Source organism: Streptomyces sp. NBC_00425, from assembly GCF_036030735.1.
Taxonomy (GTDB): Bacteria; Actinomycetota; Actinomycetes; order Streptomycetales; family Streptomycetaceae; genus Streptomyces.
Map to the genome: position 1 here is coordinate 7,226,561 of NZ_CP107928.1, position 19,899 is coordinate 7,246,459.

General features: G+C 72.3%; 18 protein-coding genes. 14 read left to right on the top strand and 4 right to left on the bottom strand.

The window, feature by feature from the left end; translation table 11 throughout:
- Positions 1-84 precede the first annotated feature (84 nt).
- The 3 genes from OHS82_RS31700 to OHS82_RS31710 all read left to right on the top strand — a co-directional run bounded on the left by OHS82_RS31700 (position 85) and on the right by OHS82_RS31710 (position 3,185).
- On the top strand, positions 85-1,836 hold the full coding sequence (locus OHS82_RS31700) for a lytic transglycosylase domain-containing protein (protein WP_057580236.1): 1,752 nt from the start codon (positions 85-87) through the stop codon (positions 1,834-1,836).
- Positions 1,837-2,028: 192 nt separating this feature from the next.
- Positions 2,029-2,163 (top strand): SPW_0924 family protein, encoded by a 135-nt coding sequence (locus OHS82_RS31705; protein WP_107105248.1) that lies wholly within the window; start codon positions 2,029-2,031, stop codon positions 2,161-2,163.
- A gap of 29 nt (positions 2,164-2,192) precedes the next feature.
- Complete coding sequence (locus tag OHS82_RS31710) at positions 2,193-3,185, top strand: DUF3068 domain-containing protein (RefSeq protein WP_057580238.1); 993 nt, start codon at positions 2,193-2,195, stop codon at positions 3,183-3,185.
- Here OHS82_RS31710 and hrpB read toward each other — a convergent pair.
- Entirely contained in the window at positions 3,175-5,718 is a 2,544-nt protein-coding gene (gene hrpB / locus OHS82_RS31715; protein ID WP_057580319.1) for an ATP-dependent helicase HrpB, read from the bottom strand. The genes OHS82_RS31710 and hrpB overlap by 11 nt on opposite strands.
- 141 nt (positions 5,719-5,859) lie before the next feature.
- The gene (locus OHS82_RS31720) at positions 5,860-6,684 is read right to left on the bottom strand and encodes a class I SAM-dependent methyltransferase (RefSeq protein WP_370444152.1); all 825 of its coding nucleotides are present in this window, start codon (positions 6,682-6,684) and stop codon (positions 5,860-5,862) included.
- 375 nt (positions 6,685-7,059) lie between these two features.
- On the opposite strand from OHS82_RS31720, the gene rpsA reads away from it, so the two are divergent.
- From rpsA to OHS82_RS31740, 4 genes are all read left to right on the top strand, one after another.
- Entirely contained in the window at positions 7,060-8,565 is a 1,506-nt protein-coding gene (gene rpsA / locus OHS82_RS31725) for a 30S ribosomal protein S1 (protein WP_057580242.1), read from the top strand.
- 202 nt (positions 8,566-8,767) lie between these two features.
- On the top strand, positions 8,768-9,706 hold the full coding sequence (locus OHS82_RS31730) for a PAC2 family protein (RefSeq protein ID WP_057580244.1): 939 nt from the start codon (positions 8,768-8,770) through the stop codon (positions 9,704-9,706).
- 102 nt (positions 9,707-9,808) lie between these two features.
- Entirely contained in the window at positions 9,809-10,429 is a 621-nt protein-coding gene (gene coaE, locus OHS82_RS31735; protein WP_057580245.1) for a dephospho-CoA kinase, read from the top strand.
- Positions 10,430-10,479: 50 nt separating this feature from the next.
- Positions 10,480-10,860: a tetratricopeptide repeat protein gene (locus tag OHS82_RS31740; RefSeq protein ID WP_057580247.1), complete on the top strand. Its 381-nt coding sequence runs from the start codon at positions 10,480-10,482 to the stop codon at positions 10,858-10,860.
- A gap of 10 nt (positions 10,861-10,870) precedes the next feature.
- Here the strand turns inward: OHS82_RS31740 and OHS82_RS31745 are convergent, their stop codons facing one another.
- On the bottom strand, positions 10,871-11,137 hold the full coding sequence (locus tag OHS82_RS31745; RefSeq protein ID WP_057580250.1) for a DUF6343 family protein: 267 nt from the start codon (positions 11,135-11,137) through the stop codon (positions 10,871-10,873).
- 179 nt (positions 11,138-11,316) lie between these two features.
- Here OHS82_RS31745 and OHS82_RS31750 point away from each other — a divergent pair, with 179 nt between their 5' ends.
- The 3 genes from OHS82_RS31750 to OHS82_RS31760 all read left to right on the top strand — a co-directional run bounded on the left by OHS82_RS31750 (position 11,317) and on the right by OHS82_RS31760 (position 13,686).
- Positions 11,317-12,054 (top strand): class I SAM-dependent methyltransferase, encoded by a 738-nt coding sequence (locus OHS82_RS31750; protein ID WP_057580252.1) that lies wholly within the window; start codon positions 11,317-11,319, stop codon positions 12,052-12,054.
- Between the two features lie 229 nt (positions 12,055-12,283).
- Complete coding sequence (locus tag OHS82_RS31755; RefSeq protein ID WP_057580254.1) at positions 12,284-12,727, top strand: DoxX family protein; 444 nt, start codon at positions 12,284-12,286, stop codon at positions 12,725-12,727.
- 74 nt (positions 12,728-12,801) lie between these two features.
- On the top strand, positions 12,802-13,686 hold the full coding sequence (locus tag OHS82_RS31760) for a uracil-DNA glycosylase (RefSeq protein WP_079041339.1): 885 nt from the start codon (positions 12,802-12,804) through the stop codon (positions 13,684-13,686).
- 86 nt (positions 13,687-13,772) lie between these two features.
- Here the strand turns inward: OHS82_RS31760 and OHS82_RS31765 are convergent, their stop codons facing one another.
- Complete coding sequence (locus OHS82_RS31765; RefSeq protein WP_057580256.1) at positions 13,773-14,438, bottom strand: GntR family transcriptional regulator; 666 nt, start codon at positions 14,436-14,438, stop codon at positions 13,773-13,775.
- A 154-nt stretch (positions 14,439-14,592) separates the two neighbouring features.
- Here OHS82_RS31765 and OHS82_RS31770 point away from each other — a divergent pair, with 154 nt between their 5' ends.
- The 4 genes from OHS82_RS31770 (at position 14,593) to OHS82_RS31785 (ending at position 19,884) form a co-directional block, all read left to right on the top strand.
- Positions 14,593-16,071: an NCS1 family nucleobase:cation symporter-1 gene (locus tag OHS82_RS31770; RefSeq protein WP_057580257.1), complete on the top strand. Its 1,479-nt coding sequence runs from the start codon at positions 14,593-14,595 to the stop codon at positions 16,069-16,071.
- A 14-nt stretch (positions 16,072-16,085) separates the two neighbouring features.
- Positions 16,086-16,877, top strand: a complete 792-nt coding sequence (locus OHS82_RS31775; RefSeq protein ID WP_242433199.1) for an aspartate/glutamate racemase family protein — start codon at positions 16,086-16,088, stop codon at positions 16,875-16,877.
- A 314-nt stretch (positions 16,878-17,191) separates the two neighbouring features.
- On the top strand, positions 17,192-17,569 hold the full coding sequence (locus OHS82_RS31780; protein ID WP_057580259.1) for a hypothetical protein: 378 nt from the start codon (positions 17,192-17,194) through the stop codon (positions 17,567-17,569).
- Positions 17,570-17,895: 326 nt separating this feature from the next.
- Positions 17,896-19,884 carry an FUSC family protein gene (locus OHS82_RS31785; RefSeq protein WP_057580261.1) on the top strand — a complete coding sequence of 663 codons (1,989 nt, stop codon included), beginning with the start codon at positions 17,896-17,898 and terminating at the stop codon, positions 19,882-19,884.
- The last annotated feature ends 15 nt before the right edge of the window (positions 19,885-19,899 follow it).

The window sequence follows — 19,899 nt, forward strand, 5'->3', positions numbered from 1 at the left end:
CCTGCGGGGCCGGTTGATCGTCACACGAGTGGCAGTTGATTCGTCACGCGAGTGGCAACGGCGACACCGGGAGGGTCTCACTTCATGTCGGCGCACTTCGGCACAAGGCTGCGCAAGGGAGCGGTCAACACGACCGTGGCCGCACTGGCGGTGGCGGCTCTGGCCGCGTCCCAGGCACCGGACGTCACTGCCGACACCCAGGGCAGACGGACCGCCGCTGACACCCCCGCCGCCGAGAACGGCGCGGACCCGGGCACGGACGGCAGCGCCACCGGCAACTCGCCGTACTACACGGACCTGCCGCCCCTGCACAGCCCCAACCCGGCGCCGACCCAGAGCTCCGCCACCACTCCGGCGGGCGCCGGCACCGGTGAGGCCGGCATCCCCGCGACCGTCCTCGACGCCTACAAGAAGGCCGAGGCCCAGCTGGCGCAGGCCAAGCCGGGCTGCAACCTGCCCTGGCAACTCCTCGCCGCCATCGGCAAGGTCGAGTCGGGCCAGGCGCGCGGCGGCAACGTCACCGCCGACGGCACGACCGTCTCGCCGATCCTCGGACCGGTCCTCAACGGCAGCGGCTTCGCCAACATCAGGGACACCGACAACGGCGCCTACGACGGCGACAGCACCTTCGACCGCGCCGTGGGCCCCATGCAGTTCATCCCGTCCACCTGGGCGTGGGCGGGCCGCGACGGCAACGCCGACGGCAAGAAGGACCCCAACAACATCTACGACGCCGCACTCGCCGCCGGCCACTACCTGTGCCGCTACGGCTGGGACATGGCGACGACGTCCGGGATGCGCACCGCGATCCTCAGCTACAACAACTCCACGGACTACCTGAACACCGTCCTGTCGTGGCTGGAGTACTACCGCAAGGGCTCGCACGAGATCCCCGACGGCACCGGCACCGTGCCGACCGACCGCAGCGACGACTACACGCCGTCCTCGCCGTCCGTCCCGATGACGCCCGGCACGCCGTCGGTCCCGAGCACGCCCGGCACGCCGACGAAGCCGTCCACGCCGGGTAAGCCGACGAAGCCGTCCAAGCCCACCAAGCCGACCCCGACGCCCACGCCGGCCCCCACACCGACCGAGACGGTCCACCACCTCGAGGCCGCGGGCCCGGCGAAGATCACCGCCATGGCGGGCGACGTCTACACGGACCGCGTCAGCGCCCGGGCGGAGACGGCGGCCGGCAAGGCCGTCGCCAAGGTGAGGATCCGCTTCACGATCGTGGGCGACACCGACGCCGAGTTCACCGGCGGCGAGAGCGTCGCCACGATCGTCACCGACAGCAAGGGCATCGCCCTCGCGCCCACCCTCCAGGCGGGCGAGAAGAGCGGCGCCTTCACCGTCCGCGCCACCGTCCTCGGTCGTACGCTGTCCGCCCTCGACTACGCGGCCACCGTCACCCCCCGGGCCGCCGACGCCCTCGCCCGCACCGGTGACGCCGCACTCACCTGCACCGCCGGCGGCCAGTTCGCCGCGCCCGTCGAGGTGAAGGCCACGTACAAGGGGGCGGCGGCGGACAAGGTCGCGGCCACGGCCACCCTGGTCAAGTCGGCCGACGACCCGACCACGAACGACAAGGGCCCCTACTTCAAGGACGCGGCCGGCAACCCCGTCCGCACCCTGGACCTGCAGACGGACGCCGACGGCCTGCTGCGGCTGCCCCAGCTGTACGCGGACGACACCGCCGGCGTCTACCTGCTGCGCATCACCACCACCGGCGGAGCCGTCCTCACGGTCGAACTGACCGTCACGGCCGCCGAGACGTCGACGCCGACCCCCGCACCCGTGGAGTCGGAGCCGGAGGCGACGCCCTCCGCCTCGTAGGTCCGGGCGGCCGGGCGCACCCGCCCGCACGCGGTCCACACCGCCTCCGCACGACGACGGCGGCCCCTCTCCGCACCGAGGGGCCGTCGTCGTCGTGTCCGACGTGTTCTCATCTCGCGCGCCCGTTGCTACGGTGCCCGACCTGACGCCTTGTCAGCTCTCTGCGGAGTTCCGCCGCTTCAGGAGGCCCCGATGCGCGCTCTGATCGCCGCCGCGACCGGCCTCGCCCTCGCGCTCGCCCTGGTGTTCACCCTCACCGCGGTCGGCGCCCCGGCCGGACGGACCTCCCCGAAACCCCTCCTGACGACCGTCCCCGCCCACCCCTGACCGCACCACCGCCCGCGAAGGAGGCCCGGATGCGCCGCAAGACAAGCCTGATCCTGCTCGCCCTCGCCGTGTTCTTCGCGGCGCTCTCCCCGCTGATGCGCTGGTACGCCTTCCCGCGCCTGGCCAAGATCCCCGCGAACGAGTACCAGACGATGGTCCTCGAGGCCAGGAACGCCACCCTCCTCGACTACGCCAGCCTGACCGCCCGCACCGTCCCCAAGGTCACCATCGTGCAGACCCTCAGGGGCGACGTCGAAGCCTCCGAGAAGATCGAGAAGACGGCCGGCCGGGACGTCGTCGTCTGGGACGGCCTGTCCTACGTCCAGGGACCCGACGGCAAGATGGTCTCCGAGGTCCCCGAGCGCTACATCTTCGACGCCCACACCCAGGAACCCGTCCACGCCACCGGCGAGATGGTCGACGGCGACCCCGTCCGCCGCAAGGGCATCGAGTTCAAGTGGCCCTTCCTGACGGAGAAGCGCGACTACGAGTACTTCGACGCCCAGACCCGCACCAGCGCCCCCATCCACTACCGGGGCACCCGGACCTTCCGCGGCCTGAAGGTCTACTACTTCGAGCAGACCGTCCCCTGGACCCAGGTCGCCATGCCCAAAACGATGCCGGTCAAGGGCATCACCCCGGCGGACATCGCCAAGACCGGCACCACCCGCTGGTACACCACGGTCCGCAAGTTCTGGGTCGAGCCCGTCACCGGAGCACCCGTCAACGGCGAGGAGATCCACCAGGAGGAACTGCGCGGCGGCACCCTCCTCGGCGGCCGCGCCAAGGTCACCGCGTTCGCCGGACACGTCAAGATGCGTGAGGACTACATCGACCACACGGTGTCCGTCGTCAAGGCCAACCGCACCCTGGTCCTGCTGCTGACCTCCTACCTGCCGTGGGGCTTCCTCCTGCCGGCCGTCCTGCTCCTGTCGCTCTCTCTCTGCCTGGAGGCCCGCGCCCGCCGCCCCCGGCCGCCCGCGCCCGCCGCCCCCGCCGCACCACAGCCGGTCACCGCCTGAGCCGCGCGTTCGTGTGCCGGGTCGGCTCGGCGGCCGCCGGATCCTCCGGCCAGGGATGCTTCGGGTACCGGCCGCGCAGCTCCGCCCGCACCCCCTTGTAGCCCTCCCTCCAGAAGGACGCGAGGTCGGCGGTGACGGCCACGGGCCGCCCGGCGGGCGACAGCAGATGCACCAGCAACGGCACCCCCGCCACCCGCGGCGACTCCTGCAGCCCGAACATCTCCTGCAACTTCACCGCCAGCACCGGCCGCTCCGGGTCCGCGTAGTCGATCCGCACCCTGGACCCGCTGGGGACGGCGATCCGCTCGGGCGCCAGCTCGTCCAGCCGGCCCGCCTCACCGGACGCCCACGGCAACAACCGTCCGAGCGCCGCCCCGGCGTCGATCCGCCCGAGATCGCTCCGCCGCCGGGCCCGACCGAGCTCCGGCTCCAGCCATTCGTCCACGCGCGCGTGCAACGACGCGTCGCCGACGTCGGGCCACGGCTCACCGAGCCGCAACCGCACAAAAGCGAGCCGCTCGCGCAGGACGGCCGCCTCGGCCGACCACCGCAACAGACCCAGCCCCTCCTTCTCCAGCCCCTCCACCAGCGCACCGCGCACGAGTGCCGCGTCGGCGTCCCGCAGCGGCCGCGCCCCGAGCTCCACCGCCCCGAGCCGCTCCACCCGCCGCGCCACCACGTCCCCATCGGCCCAGCGCACCTCGTCCCGCTCGTCCAGCAGCGCACCGGCAGCGAGCCGCGCCACCTCCCCGTCCACCACCGCCGCCAGCTGCACACGCGCGTGCCCCCTGCCGACCGGCCGGTCCGCGACGGCGACCGCCAGCCAGCGGGCGCCCCGCAGACCCGACCCCTCCCGCACCTCCGCCCGGGTGCCCGAGACCATCAGCCACGACCCCCCGTCGGACCTCGCGACCCGCTCCGGGAAGGCCAGTGCCACCACGTGGCCCACGGCCAGATCCTCACCGGCGACCGCACCGCTCCCCGCGCCCCGCGAACCCGACGACACCGATCGCGCGGCCGGCACGCCGACGTCCGCCGCGACGGCCCGCAGCCGCCGCACCTCCGACCGCCACCTCCCGGCATAGCCGTCGCCCCCGCGCCGGGCGCCGCGCAGCGCCGCCGCCAGATCGTCGCCGTACTCCCGCGGCGCCTCCTCGCTCAACAGCGCGACCACCTCCGCCGCCCGCTCCACCCCCACCAGCGCCGCCCCGTCCAGCAGCGCCCGCCCCAGCCGCGGATGCAACCCCAGCCGAGCCAGTCGCACCCCGCGGGCCGTCGCCCGGCCCGCCGCGTCCACCGCGCCGATCGCCGTCAGCAGCTCCCGCGCCGCCGCCATCGCCCCGGCCGGCGGCGCGTCGAGCAACGCGAGCCCCGACGCGTCCGGATCGCCCCAGCAGGCAGCCTGCAGCGCGAACGCCGTCAGATCGGCCACCTTGATCTCCGGGGCCGGGAACGCCGGCAGCCGGACGTCCTCCGCCTGCGCCCAGCACCGGTACACCGCCCCCGGCGCCTCACGCCCGGCCCGCCCCGCCCGCTGCCGTCCCGCGGCCTGCGAAGCCCGCACGGTCGTCAGCGCGCTCAGCCCACGCGCGTGGTCCACCCGCGGCTCCCGCGCCAGCCCCGAGTCCACGACCACCCGCACTCCCGGCACGGTCAGCGAGGACTCCGCCACGGACGTGGTGAGCACCACCCGGCGCCGCACACCGGGCGACAGCACCGCGTCCTGCACCTCCGCCGGCGACCGCCCGTGCACCTGCAGCACGTCCACCCCGGCCGGCGCCCCCAGCTGCCCCGCGACCCGCGCGATCTCCCCGACGCCCGGCAGGAAACACAGCACGTCCCCCGACCGTTCCGCGAGCGCCCGCCGCACCACCGACGCCACATGCGCCAGCAGCGCCGGATCGACGCGCATCCCGTGCGGCGGCCGCACGGCGCGCACCGGCGGCGCCCACACCACCTCGACGTCGAACGCCGAGCCGCGGGCCCGCACCACCGGTGCCCCGCCCAGCAGCCGCGCCCACCCGGCCGTGTCCGTCGTCGCGGAAGCGGCCACCAGCCGCAGCTCGGGCCGCAGCGTCTCGCGCACGTCCCACAGGAACGCGGCCGAGGTGTCCGCGTCGAGATGGCGCTCATGGCACTCGTCCAGCACCACCACGTCGACGCCCGTCAGCTCCTGGTCGCGCTGGAGCCGCTGCAGCAGCACGCCGGTCGTGACGACCTCCACCCGCGTGTGCCGCCCGACGACCCGCTCCCCGCGCACGGTGTGACCGACGCTGTCCCCGGGCCTCTCGCCCAGCAGCCAGGCCATCCGCCGCGCCGCGGCCCGCGCCGCGATACGCCGCGGCTCGGCCACCACCACCCGCCGCGCGGGCCCCTCGCCCAGCAGCCCGGCCAGCACCAGCGGCACCAGCGTCGTCTTGCCGGTGCCGGGCGGCGCGGCGAGCACGGCGGCGCCGTGCCCCTCCAGGGCGTCGTTCAGTTCGGGCAGGGCGGCCCGCACGGGCAGCGCGTCCAGGGCGTCGAAACGGGGGATCACGCCCCCAGTGTCGTACGCGCCCCGTCTCTGCACGTACGCGCGCGTGCGCGGACGGGCAGGCGGACGTGCAGAGGGACGGCAGGACGGCGACGGCGGACGTGCAGAGGGACGGCAGGACGGCGCCGGCGGCCGTCCGCCCTAGTCCCGCTCGCAGACGAAGACGGCCGTGCCCGGGATCAGGTTTCCGCGCAGCGGGGACCAGCCGCCCCACTCCGACGAGTTCCAGGCCGGCCACTCCGGCTCGACCAGGTCCACCAGCCGGAACCCGCCCGCCACGATGTCGCGGACCCGGTCGCCGAGCGTGCGGTGATGCTCCACGTACACGGCGCGGCCCTGATCGTCCTGTTCGACGTAAGGAGTGCGGTCGAAGTAGGAGGAGGACACGGACAGGCCCTCGGGACCCGGCTCGTCGGGAAACGCCCAGCGGATCGGGTGGGTCACCGAGAACACGAAACGCCCGCCCGGACGCAGCACCCGCCGCACCTCCCGCAGCACCAGCACCGGATCGGCGACGAAGGGCAGCGCCCCGTACGCCGAGCACGCCAGGTCGAAGGAGGCGTCCGCGAAGGGCAGCGCGCCCGCGTCTGCGCACACCAGCGGGAACGAGCCGCCGATGCGCAGCGCGTGCTGGAGCTGCCGGTGGGAGAGGTCCAGGGCGACCGGGAGGGCGCCCTGCGCGACCAGCCAGCGCGCGCACTGCGCCGCGCCGGCGCCGATCTCCAGGACCGACCTGCCCTTCAGTTCCTCCGGCGGGCCGAGCAGCTCGGCCTCCACCTCGTCCAGACCCTCGGGTCCCCACACGAAGCGGTCGTCGCCGAGGAAGGTGCCGTGCTCGACCTGGTATTCGTCCGCGTTGCGGTCCCACCAGCCCCGGTTGGCCCGGGAGCTCTCGGCGACGTCGGCGTCGCGTCGGGTGGCTTCCGGCTCGAAGGCCGGCTCGGACGATGCGGGCTCTTGGATGATGGGCTCCCTCGTCGTACTCTTCCGTGCAACCCGCCCGACGGCGCACCCAGGGTGTCGCCGGAGGGACTTCCCGCGGCCTGCGTGGCCTCAGGAGAAAGGTTGTGTGCCGGGTATGCGGTGTTCCGCCCCGGGTGTGCGCCTTCGCGCATTGACCCTGCCCGGCTGCCCCCGTATGCTACAAGTTGCGCTGCGAGCCTGCGCACCTCAGACGTAGCAGGCTGCGCTCGCATCTGTTGTTGTCCCCTCGGTTTTCGAGGCGTCGTCACCAGTTCCTGGTGGGGCGCGTCCTTGGCTGTCCGGCTTCTTCAGAGCGACACGGGCTCCCGGCGTAGCAGTACCTACGACTTTCTGTCCGTAACCGGAGCCCTTTCCCACATGACGAGCAGCACCGAGACCACCGCCACCACCCCGCAGGTTGCGGTCAACGACATCGGTAACGAGGAAGCCTTCCTCGCCGCGATCGACGAGACGATCAAGTACTTCAACGACGGCGACATCGTCGACGGCGTCATCGTGAAGGTCGACCGGGACGAGGTCCTGCTCGACATCGGTTACAAGACCGAAGGTGTCATCCCGAGCCGCGAACTCTCGATCAAGCACGACGTCGACCCCAACGAGGTCGTCGCCGTCGGTGACGAGATCGAAGCCCTCGTTCTCCAGAAGGAGGACAAGGAAGGCCGCCTGATCCTCTCGAAGAAGCGCGCACAGTACGAGCGCGCCTGGGGCACGATCGAGAAGATCAAGGAAGAGGACGGCATCGTCACCGGCACCGTCATCGAGGTCGTCAAGGGTGGTCTCATCCTCGACATCGGCCTCCGTGGCTTCCTGCCGGCCTCCCTCGTCGAGATGCGCCGCGTCCGCGACCTCCAGCCCTACGTGGGCAAGGAGCTCGAGGCCAAGATCATCGAGCTGGACAAGAACCGCAACAACGTGGTCCTGTCCCGCCGCGCCTGGCTGGAGCAGACCCAGTCCGAGGTGCGCCAGACGTTCCTCACGACCCTCCAGAAGGGTCAGGTCCGCTCCGGCGTCGTCTCCTCGATCGTCAACTTCGGTGCCTTCGTGGACCTGGGTGGCGTCGACGGTCTGGTCCACGTCTCCGAGCTGTCCTGGAAGCACATCGACCACCCCTCCGAGGTCGTCGAGGTCGGCCAGGAGGTCACGGTCGAGGTCCTCGACGTCGACATGGACCGCGAGCGCGTCTCCCTGTCGCTGAAGGCGACCCAGGAAGACCCGTGGCAGCAGTTCGCCCGCACCCACCAGATCGGCCAGGTCGTGCCCGGCAAGGTCACGAAGCTGGTTCCGTTCGGTGCGTTCGTCCGCGTGGACGAGGGCATCGAGGGTCTGGTCCACATCTCCGAGCTGGCCGAGCGCCACGTGGAGATCCCGGAGCAGGTCGTCCAGGTCAACGACGAGATCTTCGTCAAGGTCATCGACATCGACCTCGAGCGTCGCCGGATCTCGCTGTCGCTGAAGCAGGCCAACGAGTCCTTCGGCTCCGACCCGGCCTCGGTCGAGTTCGACCCGACGCTCTACGGCATGGCCGCGTCGTACGACGACCAGGGCAACTACATCTACCCCGAGGGCTTCGACCCCGAGACCAACGACTGGCTCGAGGGCTTCGAGTCGCAGCGTGAGGTCTGGGAGAACCAGTACGCCGAGGCGCAGACGCGCTTCGAGCAGCACCAGGCTCAGGTCATCAAGTCCCGCGAGGCGGACGAGAAGGCCGCTGCCGAGGGCGGCGACACGGCGGGTGCGGCTCCGGCCGCGTCCAGCGGTGGCGGCGGCTCCTACTCCTCCGAGGGTGCCGACACGTCCGGCGCGCTGGCCTCGGACGAGGCGCTTGCCGCGCTGCGCGAGAAGCTGGCCGGCGGCCAGAGCTGATCGCAGCAGACCGCAGCGATCAGCAGTGATCGCAGCCACTGAGGCATAGCACGTGGCCGAGGGCCCGCACCTTTCGAAGTGCGGGCCCTCGGTGCTGACCGCGGCCCCGTCCCGTACCAGTCGTCCGATCATGAGGATCGGCCGGGAATGCCCACGCTCCCAAGAGTGTTGTTGAAAAGGAACACGAGGAGGAGCGGTCCAAGTGCTTGATCCGCAGAGTCTGTACGCATGGGAGCCGAAGGGCCTGGCAGTCGTCGACATGGCGCTGGCCCAGGAGTCGGCCGGACTTGTCATGCTCTACCACTTCGACGGATACATCGACGCGGGCGAAACCGGCGACCAGATCGTCGAGCGGCTTCTCGACTCGCTGCCCCACCAACTCGTCGCCCGCTTCGACCACGACCGGCTCGTGGACTACCGCGCCCGCCGCCCGCTGCTCACCTTCAAACGCGACCGGTGGACCGAGTACGAGGAACCGGCCATCGAGGTGCGGCTCCTCCAGGACACCACCGGCGCCCCCTTCCTCCTGCTGTCGGGCCCCGAGCCGGACGTGGAGTGGGAGCGTTTCGCCGCCGCCGTGCAGCAGATCATCGAGCGGCTCGGCGTCCGCCTGTCCGTGAACTTCCACGGCATCCCCATGGGCGTACCGCACACGCGACCCGTGGGCCTCACCCCGCACGGCAACCGCACCGACCTCATGCCCGGCCACCGCAGCCCCTTCGACGAGGCCCAGGTCCCCGGCAGCGCCGAAGCGCTCGTCGAGTACCGCCTCATGGAAGCCGGCCACGACATCCTGGGCGTCGCCGCACACGTGCCGCACTACATCGCCCGCTCCGCGTACCCCGACGCCGCCCTCACGGTCCTCGAGGCGATCACCGCGGCGACCGGCCTGGTCCTGCCCGCCGTCGCCCACGCCCTGCGCACGGACGCACACCGCACGCAGACCGAGATCGACCGCCAGATCCAGGAAGGCGACGAGGAGCTGACCTCTCTCGTCCAGGGCCTCGAGCACCAGTACGACGCCGCCGCCGGCGCCGAGACCCGCGGAAACATGCTCGCCGAGCCCGTCGACATCCCGTCCGCCGACGAGATCGGCCTGGAATTCGAACGCTTCCTGGCGGAACGGGAGGGCGAGGGCTGAGCAGCCGACTGCTTCCCGGGCACCGCGCGGACAGTGGCGCCCGGAAGCGGTACACCCGGCCCGCCGGGTGCGCCGTCACCGGTAGGGCCTAAGCTTCCGCTCATGCTGAAGGTGGGCCTGACCGGCGGGATCGGCGCCGGCAAGAGCGAGGTGTCACGGCTGCTCGTCGAGCGCGGAGCCGTGCTCATCGACGCGGACCGCATCGCACGCGAGGTCGTCGCCCCGGGCACCCCCGGTCTCGCGGCCGTCGTCGACGCCTTCGGGAAGGACGTGCTGACACCCGACGGCGCCCTCGACCGTCCCCGGCTGGGCTCCATCGTCTTCGCGGACCCCGAGCGACTGGCCGTCCTCAACTCGATCGTGCACCCCCTCGTCGGCGCCCGCTCCCACGACCTCGAGACGGCGGCCCCCGAGGACGCCGTCGTCGTCCACGACGTCCCCCTCCTCACCGAGAACGGCCTCGCCCCCCTCTACGACGTCGTCATCGTCGTCGACGCGGCACCCGACACCCAGCTGGACCGGCTCGTCCGGCTGCGCGGCATGACCGAGCACGACGCCCGCGCCCGCATGGCCGCCCAGGCGACCCGCGAGAACCGCCGGGCCGTCGCCGACATCGTGATCGACAACGACGTGCCACTGGCCGAGCTGGAACAACGCGTACAGGACGTCTGGGACGACCTCGTACGCCGGGCACACGCGCGGCGCGGGGCCTCCCCGGAATAGCGCCGCCGGCTCCGCGCGTTGAACCCTTCCAGCAAGGGAAGGATTTTTCCGTGCCCAATACCGCAGGTTCGACCGGACGTACTCCGGAGACACACGTCATCGACTTCCGTGCCGCGGAACAGCTCCTCGCCGCACGGGACCCGCGGGGCGCGGTGAAATTGCTCGACTCGGTCATCGCCGCACACCCCGAGAACACCGCCGCCCGGCTCCTGAGGGCGCGCGCCTTCTTCGCCGCCGCTCAACTGCGCCCCGCCGAGCTGGAGTTCACCGTCGTTCTGGAGCGGGAGCCGGACAACGCGTTCGCGCACTTCGCACTCGGCCGCACCTTTGAACGACAGGGCCGCGGCGACCAGGCCAAACGTCACTTCCGGCTGGCCGCCGCACTCGACCCCAACCCCGAGTACCTGAAGGCCGCACGCTTCGACAGCTGAGGCAGTCCCGTCACCGCGGACGGTGCTCCGGCGGCCGGTACGGGGGGATGTCCCGGCCCGGCTGGTAGTGGGGGCCCTGCCGCATGTGCCTGAGGACCACCGCCAGGTCGACCGTGATCACCAGCCACAGCACCCCGCAGGCCGCCGCCCACCCCGGGCGCCCCACCACGGCGAACGCGGCCGTCCCGAAGACCGCCCAGACCAGTCCCCACAGGGACAGCCACAGACGCATCCGCAGCGCACTGCGCGCTGTCATCGGCTCACTGCCCGTACGCATCCCGATCACGGCTCCTCACCTCAACGTACTCCTCCGCCCGGACGCCATCCACAGACTCCCTCGCCTCCACCGCCCCCGCGGACACGCTCGAACAGCGGGCCATCCCTCGAACGGGTGAACCGCCCCAGGGTGGGAACGGCCCTCCGCAACCCGCCCGTTGGACGGGTATGACACGAGAAATGCGCCACGGATACAAGGGAACCGGCCCCGGTGCGATCACCCCGGACGGCTGCGCGGTCGAGTTCTACACCCGCCTCCCGGTCGGGAACGAGCCGGACGTCGTCGCGGCGGCGGCGCCCGCCGGCGCCCACATCCTGGAACTCGGCAGCGGTGTGGGGCGAGTGACCCACGCCCTGCTGGAGCGAGGATTCACCGTCACCGCCGTCGACGAGTCCGCCGAGATGCTGGAACGCGTCCGCGGAACGCGCACGATATGCAGCCCGATCGAGCACCTCGACCTGGGCGAGACGTTCGACGTGGTCATGCTCGCCTCCTTCCTCGTGCACAGCGGTGACGTCGAGGTCCGGCGCGGGCTGCTGCGAACCTGCTTACGCCACGTCGCCGACGGCGGATGCGTGCTGATCCAACGGGAGGGCGAGGACTACCACACCAACGTGCCCCGCGAACGGGTCGACCCGGGCGGCTTCACGATCCGGGTCGCCTCGGCCGAGCCCGTCGGGGACGGCGTCCACTCCGTGCACGCGGAGTTCGAGTTCCCCGACGCCGTCTGGACACAGACCTTTCTGTCCCGGCCCCTGACCCGCGAACAGTTCGAGGAGGCCTTGGCCGAAGCCGGCCTGAGAGTCGACCGGTACCTGACGGAGGACCGGGTCTGGGTACGGGCGGTGCCGATCACGGACCAGGGACCGGACGGGAGCCGGGAGCCCGCGCACGACAGCGGGGCAGGAGGGGCGTGACCGTGAAGCAGCGCTGACGGCAAGGGAGATGGAGGAAGGGGGAGGAGGCGAGCGGGGAGAGGGCGGCGGAAGGGGGAGGGAGAGCGAAGGGGGGAGGAAGGGTGAGGAAGGAGGGAGAGGATCCCGGGCGGGAAAACCTGGTGCGAGGCGATGAGTTGGGTGCCGGAGAGCGGTCTACCTCTGCGACCGGCGTGACACCACGACGAACCGCTCACCACAGGAGAACCCCATGTCCGAGACCACCGCTCCGCTCGCCACCACGACCGACTCCCCCTCCGCTCCCACCGGGGGCCGCCGCGCCCGGATCGCCCTGCGGGGCCTGCAGGTGATCCTCGCGCTGTTCTACGGGGTCGCCAGCGCGCTCCCCAAGCTGATCGCGCACCCGTCGGCTTCCGAGGCCTTCAACACCCTGGGCTGGGGCAGCGCAGGCATGTACACCATCGGCGCCCTCGAACTCGTCGGTGCGATCGCCCTGCTGGTCCCCGTCCTCCAGTCCGTGGCGGCGATCGCTCTGGGGGCGCTGATGGTGGGCGCGTTCGTCGTCCAGGTCACGGCCTTCGACGGCCAGAACGCGGCGACACCGCTCATCCTGCTGGTGCCGCTCGCGCTCGTCGCCTGGACCCGACGCGAGTCGAACGCGGATCTGCTGCGGGCTGCACGACGCTGGGTGTGACGGGGAAGGGGCGGGGGGAGGGGGAGGGGGGGTGGCCCCCCAGGGTTTGCTCGGCGCGGTCTTACGGTGGAGACATGGATGCTTCCGCTTCCGCCTCCGACGCCTCCACCTCCCGCAACGACGGCTCCGGCACCCCCGACGGCTCCGGCGCCCCCGGTGCCTCCGGCGGCCCCCGCGCCGGCTCGGGTCGTTCCGTCGCCGGCGTCTCCAGCGGACCGCGCGGCGGGTCCGGCTCGGCGCTGGTCGAGCTTGACCGGCGGGTCGCGGGGTGTGGCGCGTGTCCACGGCTGGTGGCCTGGCGTGAGGAGGTGGCGCGTGACAAACGGGCGGCGTTCGCGGACTGGACGTACTGGGGGCGGCCCGTTCCCGGCTTCGGGCCGGCCGACGCACGACTGTTGATCGTCGGGCTGGCCCCGGCCGCGCACGGTGGGAACCGTACGGGGCGGATGTTCACGGGCGACCGTTCCGGGGACGTGCTGTATCAGGCGCTGTACGACGTGGGGCTGACCTCGCAGCCCACCGCCGTCTCCGTCGACGACGGCCTGGAGCTGTACGGCGTGCGGGTCACCTCGCCGGTGCACTGTGCGCCGCCGGCCAACCGGCCCACTCCGGGGGAGCGGGACACCTGTCGGCCCTGGCTCGTGCAGGAGCTGCGGCTGTTGAGGCCCACGTTGCGCGCGGTCGTGGTGCTCGGCGCTTTCGGCTGGCAGGCCGCGCTGCCCGCGTTCGCCGAGGCGGGCTGGGTTGTGCCGCGGCCGAGGCCCGGCTTCGCGCATGGAACGCGGGTGCGTCTGGACGGCCCGCAGGACGGCCCGCAGGACGGCCTCCAGGACGGCGACGGTCTCGACGTCTTCGGCTGCTTCCATGTCAGCCAGCGCAACACCTTCACCGGCCGGCTCACTCCCGAGATGCTGCGCGATGTGCTCCGGACGGCAGCAGGGGCGGCGGGACTGGCGTAGTCCGGTCTCCTATGGGCCAGGGCTCACCGTCCGTGGCCGTGGGCGGGGGTTTGCTGTCGCGGCGGTTGGACTCTCTGCAGCGAGGTTCAGGTGGAGGGGGCTTCGTGGACGTCTCCGAAGAGGTGCCGCACGGTGGAGCGGTAGTTGGCCTGTACATGGTGGAGGGCGTGGGTGCGGGCGCGGTCGGGGTCGCCGGAGGCGATGGCGTCGTAGAGCTCCTGGTGTTCGGTGAGGAGCTGGGGCCATTCCTCGTTGCGGCGGGTGAGCCATTGCAGGCGTCCGGCGACGGGTTCCATGACCGAGATCAGCAAGGTGTTGCCTGCCATGGCGAGGAGGCGGTCGTGGAAGCGGGTGTTGATGTCGGTGATCGTCTCGGCGTCCCCGGCTTCGGTGGCGCTCGCCGCGCGTGTCAGGAGTTCGCGCAGCTCGGCGAGGTCCTCCGGGGTGGCGCGGGCGGCGGCGAGCCCGGCGGCGTAGACCTCCAGGGCCTCGCGCAGTTCGAAGAGCTCGATGACGTCGGTGGGGCTCAAGGGGCGTACGACGGTACGGCGCGGGGTTTCGAACAGGACGAAGCCTTCGGCCACGAGGGCCCGGATGGCTTCCCGCACCGGAACCCTGGAGACGCCGAAGCGATCGGCGAGCTCACGCTCGACGAGTCGGTCTCCGGGGCGGAGACTGCCGGCGATGATCTCCTGCCGAAGGGCGCCCAACACCCGTTCGCGCACCGCTCCGAGCGGTTCGATCTTCGTCATGGACCCATCTTCGCCGATGCGAGGGGGCTTTTACCGGGCCGTAACGGGACGGACATCGGTCAGAACGCTTGACGGCGGGACCATGTCCGCAGTTTGGTATACCAAACGACCGGTCGTAGTCCTCCTCCTCCGTCCCCTCGTTCAGGGAGGCCCCGTGTCCCTCGCCGACAGCGCCGAAGTCACCGGCGCGCCAGCGTTCGTCCCCGACCCCCGGCTCACCAACGAAGACCTCGCGCCCGCCGACAAGCGGAACTGGAAGGTCTTCGACCTCTTCGCCATGTGGATGTCGGACGTCCACAACCTCGGCAACTACACCTTCGCCGCCGGTCTGCTGGTCCTCGGCATGAACGTCTGGCAGATCTTCACGTCCCTCCTCGTGGGCTTCGTGCTCATCTACGTCGGCATGAACTGGATGGGCAGGATCGGCCAGCGGCACGGGGTGCCCTTCCCGGTCGTCAGCCGCATCAGCTTCGGGGTCTGGGGAGCCAACATCCCGGCCCTCATCCGGGCCGTGATCGCCATCATGTGGTACGGAATCCAGACCTACCTCGCCTCCGTCGCCGTCAACGTGATGCTGCTGGCGGCCTGGCCGGGCCTCGAGTCCTGGACGCACAACTCGTTCCTGGGACTCGACGCGCTCGGCTGGATGTCGTTCGTGTCCCTGTGGCTGATCCAGGCGCTGATCATCAGCCAGGGCATGGAGTCGGTGCGCAAGTTCCAGGACTTCTGCGGTCCGGCGATCTGGCTGGTGATGATCGCCCTCGCGGTGTGGGTGCTGTCCAAGGCCGGCTGGACCATCTCGCTCACCTCCACCCCGCACCCGGTCTCCGTCGGTGAGCAGTGGCGGCAGTGGTTCGGCGCGATCGGCCTGATCCTCGCCACCTACGGCACCCTGATGCTCAACTTCTGCGACTTCTCCCGCTTCGCGCCCGACTACCGGACGGTCCGGCGCGGCAACTTCTGGGGTCTGCCGCTCAACTCGACGGCTTTCGTGGTGGTTTCCGTGATCGTGACGGCCGGCTCGCTGGAGGTGTTCGGCGAGGCCATCACCGACCCGGCGGAACTGGTCGCCAAGGTCGGCAACACCTGGGTGCTCGTCCTGGGCGCGCTCACCTTCGCCATCGCGACCATGGGCGTCAACATCGTGGCCAACTTCGTCTCGCCGGCGTACGACCTCGCCAACGTCTGGCCGCAGAAGATCACGTTCAAGGTCGGCGGCATGATCAGCACGGTCGCCGCCCTGGTCGTCACGCCCTGGAACCTCTTCTCCAACCCGACCGTCGTCAACTACTTCCTCGGCGGCCTCGGGGCCTTCCTCGGCCCGCTGTTCGGCGTGATCATGGTCGACTACTACTGGGTGAAGCGCGGCCGGGTCGACGTGCAGGAACTGTTCGACGGCCGGCCCGGCTCCCGCTACTACTACCGCAAGGGCGTCAACCCCAGGGCCCTGTGGGCGTTCCTGCCCTCCGCGGCGGTGGCGGCGGTCCTCGCGCTGGTGAAGACGTTCAGCGATGTCGCTCCCTACTCCTGGTTCATCGGGACGGCCCTCGGTGCCGGTCTCTACGTCCTGCTGTGCCGCGACGAGCGAACGGCCGGCGCCGCGGTCGTCGCCGAGAAGCCGGTGGAGGCCTGACCAGGGTGCGGAACGTGCGGATCGTCGTCACCAACTGCAACACCACGCGGGAGATGACCGAGGAGATCGTGCGAGGTGCCCGGGCCGCGGCAGGCCCGGGCACCGCCGTGACCGGACTGACCCCCGACTGGGGTCCCGAGTCGGCGGAGAGCTGGCTGGACAGCTATCTCTCCGCGGCGGCGGTCATGGACGCGCTGCGCACCTATGCCGGACCGCCCTACGACGCCGTCGTCATGGCCGGTTTCGGCGAGCACGGCCGGGAGGGCGTAAGGGAGTTGGTCGACGTGCCCGTCGTCGACATCACCGAGGCCGCGGCGCACCTGGCGTGCCTGCTCGGGCGCCGGTACGGGGTGGTGACCACGCTGGAGCGCTCCTGCGGTCAGATCGAGGACAGCCTGGAGCTCGCCGGAGTGGGACGCAACTGCGCCGCCGTGGTGGGCACCGGGCTCGGTGTTCTCGACCTCGGGGACGCCGAGCGCACGGAGGCGGCCTTCCTGGCCGCTGCCGAACGGGCCCGGCGGGCGGGGGCCGAGGTGCTGGTCCTCGGATGCGCCGGGATGACGGGGCTGCAGCGGGCGGTGGGGGACAAGCTGGGCCTGCCGGTCGTGGACGGGGTGGGGGCTGCGGTGAAACTCGCGGAAGGACTGGTGGGGCTGGGGCTGAGCACCAGCCGTGCAGGGAGCTTCGCGAAACCGGAGCCCAAGGGGAGAGCGTGGCGGCCCGCCCGGGCGGCCGGCCCGGGCGGATGGGCGGCCCGGACGGACGGCCCGGGCCCATCGCCCGGTGACGCGAGTCCGCCCCGGTGACGTGAGTCCGCCGGGGAAGGGCACGGGCGCGGCCCCGGAGCAGCGCGGCGACTGACGGCCCCTGGGGCACCTCCGCCCGCGCCGACGTAGGCCGTCCTGCTGCCGATCCGCCCACGCCGCCCGCCCTGCCGCCGACCCCGCCCACGCCACTGTCGCCCGCGCCGCTGACGCGCACCCGGCGGTTTAACCGTTGGACAGAGCGGACCGTCTTCGCAAGGCTTGGTGGCATGCGCAGCAAGAACCTGGGCCGTTTCACGGGGGCGGACTTCTAGCGGGCCACGCCGGAAGTTCCGGCGGGCCGCAGAAGGTCTGCCATGTCCCGAACCGTCCATCACGTCCGTCTCCGGCATCGCCTCGAACCGCTTGACCTGTTCGAGCAGAGCCGGCACTCCGCCACGGGCCACCGCCTCGTGGAACTTCGTTACCGCGCCGCGGACTTGACTCGCGCGCGGCGCGAGCGGCGGCGTCCGACGCCCGTACTGCTGGTCGTGGCGTTCCGCGCCCACACCTTTCCCCGGAGCCTGAACGAGCAGGTCGACGGCCCCTACGAGCGGCGTGCCCGCGCAGCCCTGGCCGTTTTCCGCTCGACCGCCCGCAACCGTCTGCGTGCGGCCCCGCCCGGCGCTCTCCTCGCCGAGGCCGAGGAACTGGACCATCCGCCGACCCGCCACCGTCACGCGAACCTTTGGTGACGCTGATCTGACCGGCACGACGCGTTCGAAGGCCGTGCGCCCCTCCTCGGCGGGAGGAGGGGCGCAGCGGGAGGAGCGGGCGCAACGGGCGGAGTGGGAGGAGCGGCCGGATCGGACGGGACGCCCTGCTTTCGGCACGAGAGGTGCTCTTCGGGCGTTGCGTTCATAAAGAACGCGTGTTCTGCCACCTCCGTCACCTCGTCGCAACGCAACGGCCCCGCTCCGCACGGAACCACCGCCTACCGTGGACACCACAGCTCACCGCTGACCGCCCCGGCCACCGTCGCCCGAAGGCGCACCCCCGCCCTCGCCCCGACAGGAGCTCCGTGTTCCCGCGCCCGCACATTCCCGCTCGCGCACATGCCGTTCTGCCTCCCTGGCTCTCCCACGCCCTGCGCACCCAGCGCGGGCCGGTGCCGTGGAGCGCGGTCACCCGCGGGGCGCTGTCGGCCGGCCCCCTTCTCCTGGCCGCTCTGCTCTCCGGGCAGATCTCGCTCGGGGTGGTCGCCGCCATCGCCGCCATGCTCGCCGGGATCAACGACCGGCCCGGCAGCCGACGGGCCTCCGTCAAACGGCTGGGGGCGCCCGCGTTCGCCGGAGCGGCCGGACTGTTCACCGGCACGTACGGCGGGGAGCACCTGGGGGCCGTCGCGCTGACGGCCGTCCTGACCGGCCTCGGGCTCCTCGCCGGCGGGATGAGCGCGATCGGGCCCGTCGCCTCCGCGGCGGGTACGCAGTTGCTGGTCGGCGCGGCGGTCGGGGCCGGGATGCCGCTGCCGGAGGAGGGATGGACACGCGCTCTCGCCTACCTCGCGGGGGCGGGCTGGCTGCTGGCACTGCGGCTCGCGCTGCCCACGCCTGGCGCGCTGACCGGCGACTTCCGTTTCGACGGGGAGCGGGACGCGGTGGCCCGTGTCTACGACGCCGTCGCGGAGCTGCTCGACACCGTAGGCACGGGGCGCGCCATCGAACGCCGGGCCGCCCTCACCGCCGCCCTCGACCATGCCCAGGACGCGCTGGCCGGCCCCCGGCTGCGCCGCCGGGCGGGCTCCGCGGTCGAGCGGCGGCTGCATGCCCAGTACGCCGCCGCGCTGCCGCTCGCCGAGGCCGCGACCGCACTGGCCTGGACCGGGGAACCGCTCTCGGAACGGGCTTCCCTCGGACCTCGCCGGCTCGCCGCCGCCGTACGTCGGAACACGCACACCGGCCCGCTGCCGGCGCCCTCCCGGTCCGCCCCCGCGCTGCGCGCCCTCGACGACGCCCTGCTGCACGCCGCGGACGCCTTCGACCAGGGGCGCGCGAGCGACCTGCACACCCGGCGGCGCGGCGCACGCGACCTGCTGCGCGCCGCGTTCGGGGCGGGCGGTCGCGAGTACGGGCTGCGGGTCGCCCTCTCCTTCGGGGTCGCCGTCGCCGTCGCGCAGACCCTCTACCACTCGCACGGGTACGGGCGGCATCCGCACTGGTACTGGCTGCCCGCCACCGCCGTGTTCCTGGTGAAACCCGACCTCGGGCCCCTGGTGTCCCGGGTGCTCTGCCGGGCGGCGGGCACCGTGCTCGGGGCGCTGCTGTTCGCCGGCCTCGCCGCCGTGCTGCCCCGGCCGGAGGGGCTGGTCGCGCTCGTCGCCGTCTGCGGTGCGCTGATACCGGTCGCCACCCGGCACTTCGCCGCCCAGACCGCCGTCGCCACCGTCCTCGTCCTGGCACTGGTGATGGTCGGCGGGGAGCCGCAGGCCTCGGTCAGCCGGATCGTGGAGACGCTGCTGGCCTGCGCGATCGTGCTGATCGTCGGGCATCTGCCGATGCCGGCGGAGCGCGGCGGACAGGTGCGCGCCCAGCTCGCGGCGGCCGCAGTCGCCGCGCACGCCTACCTCGCCCACGTTCTCGCCGGCACCGGCGACGGCGGCCCTGCTCTCGGCGCCTCGGAGGACGGCTCCGCTCTGCGTGGCTCCGAGGACGGCTCGGTCCTCGGCGGCGCCGACGACCGCTCCGTCCGCTGGACGCTGCGCCGTGAGGCCTACCGCACGCTCGCCGAGGCCCGCACCGCCATAGCTCTCGCCGCCCACGAACTGCCCGCGCTCGCCCGGCACACACAGGGCACGGACGAGGTCGCCGCCGCCCTGGAACGGCTCGTCGACACGACCACCGCCTGCGCGGTCCACCTCGACGACACCGGACGGCTCACCACCCGGCACCGCAATCGCCTCACCGAGCTCCTCGGTGAACTCGCGGTGGGCAGCGCGCGGGTGGGGCTGCCCGGCCCGGCGCCCTCCCTGCCTCCCGCGACGCGGGCGAACCTCTCCGCACCGGGCTGAGGTCTTCCGCGACGG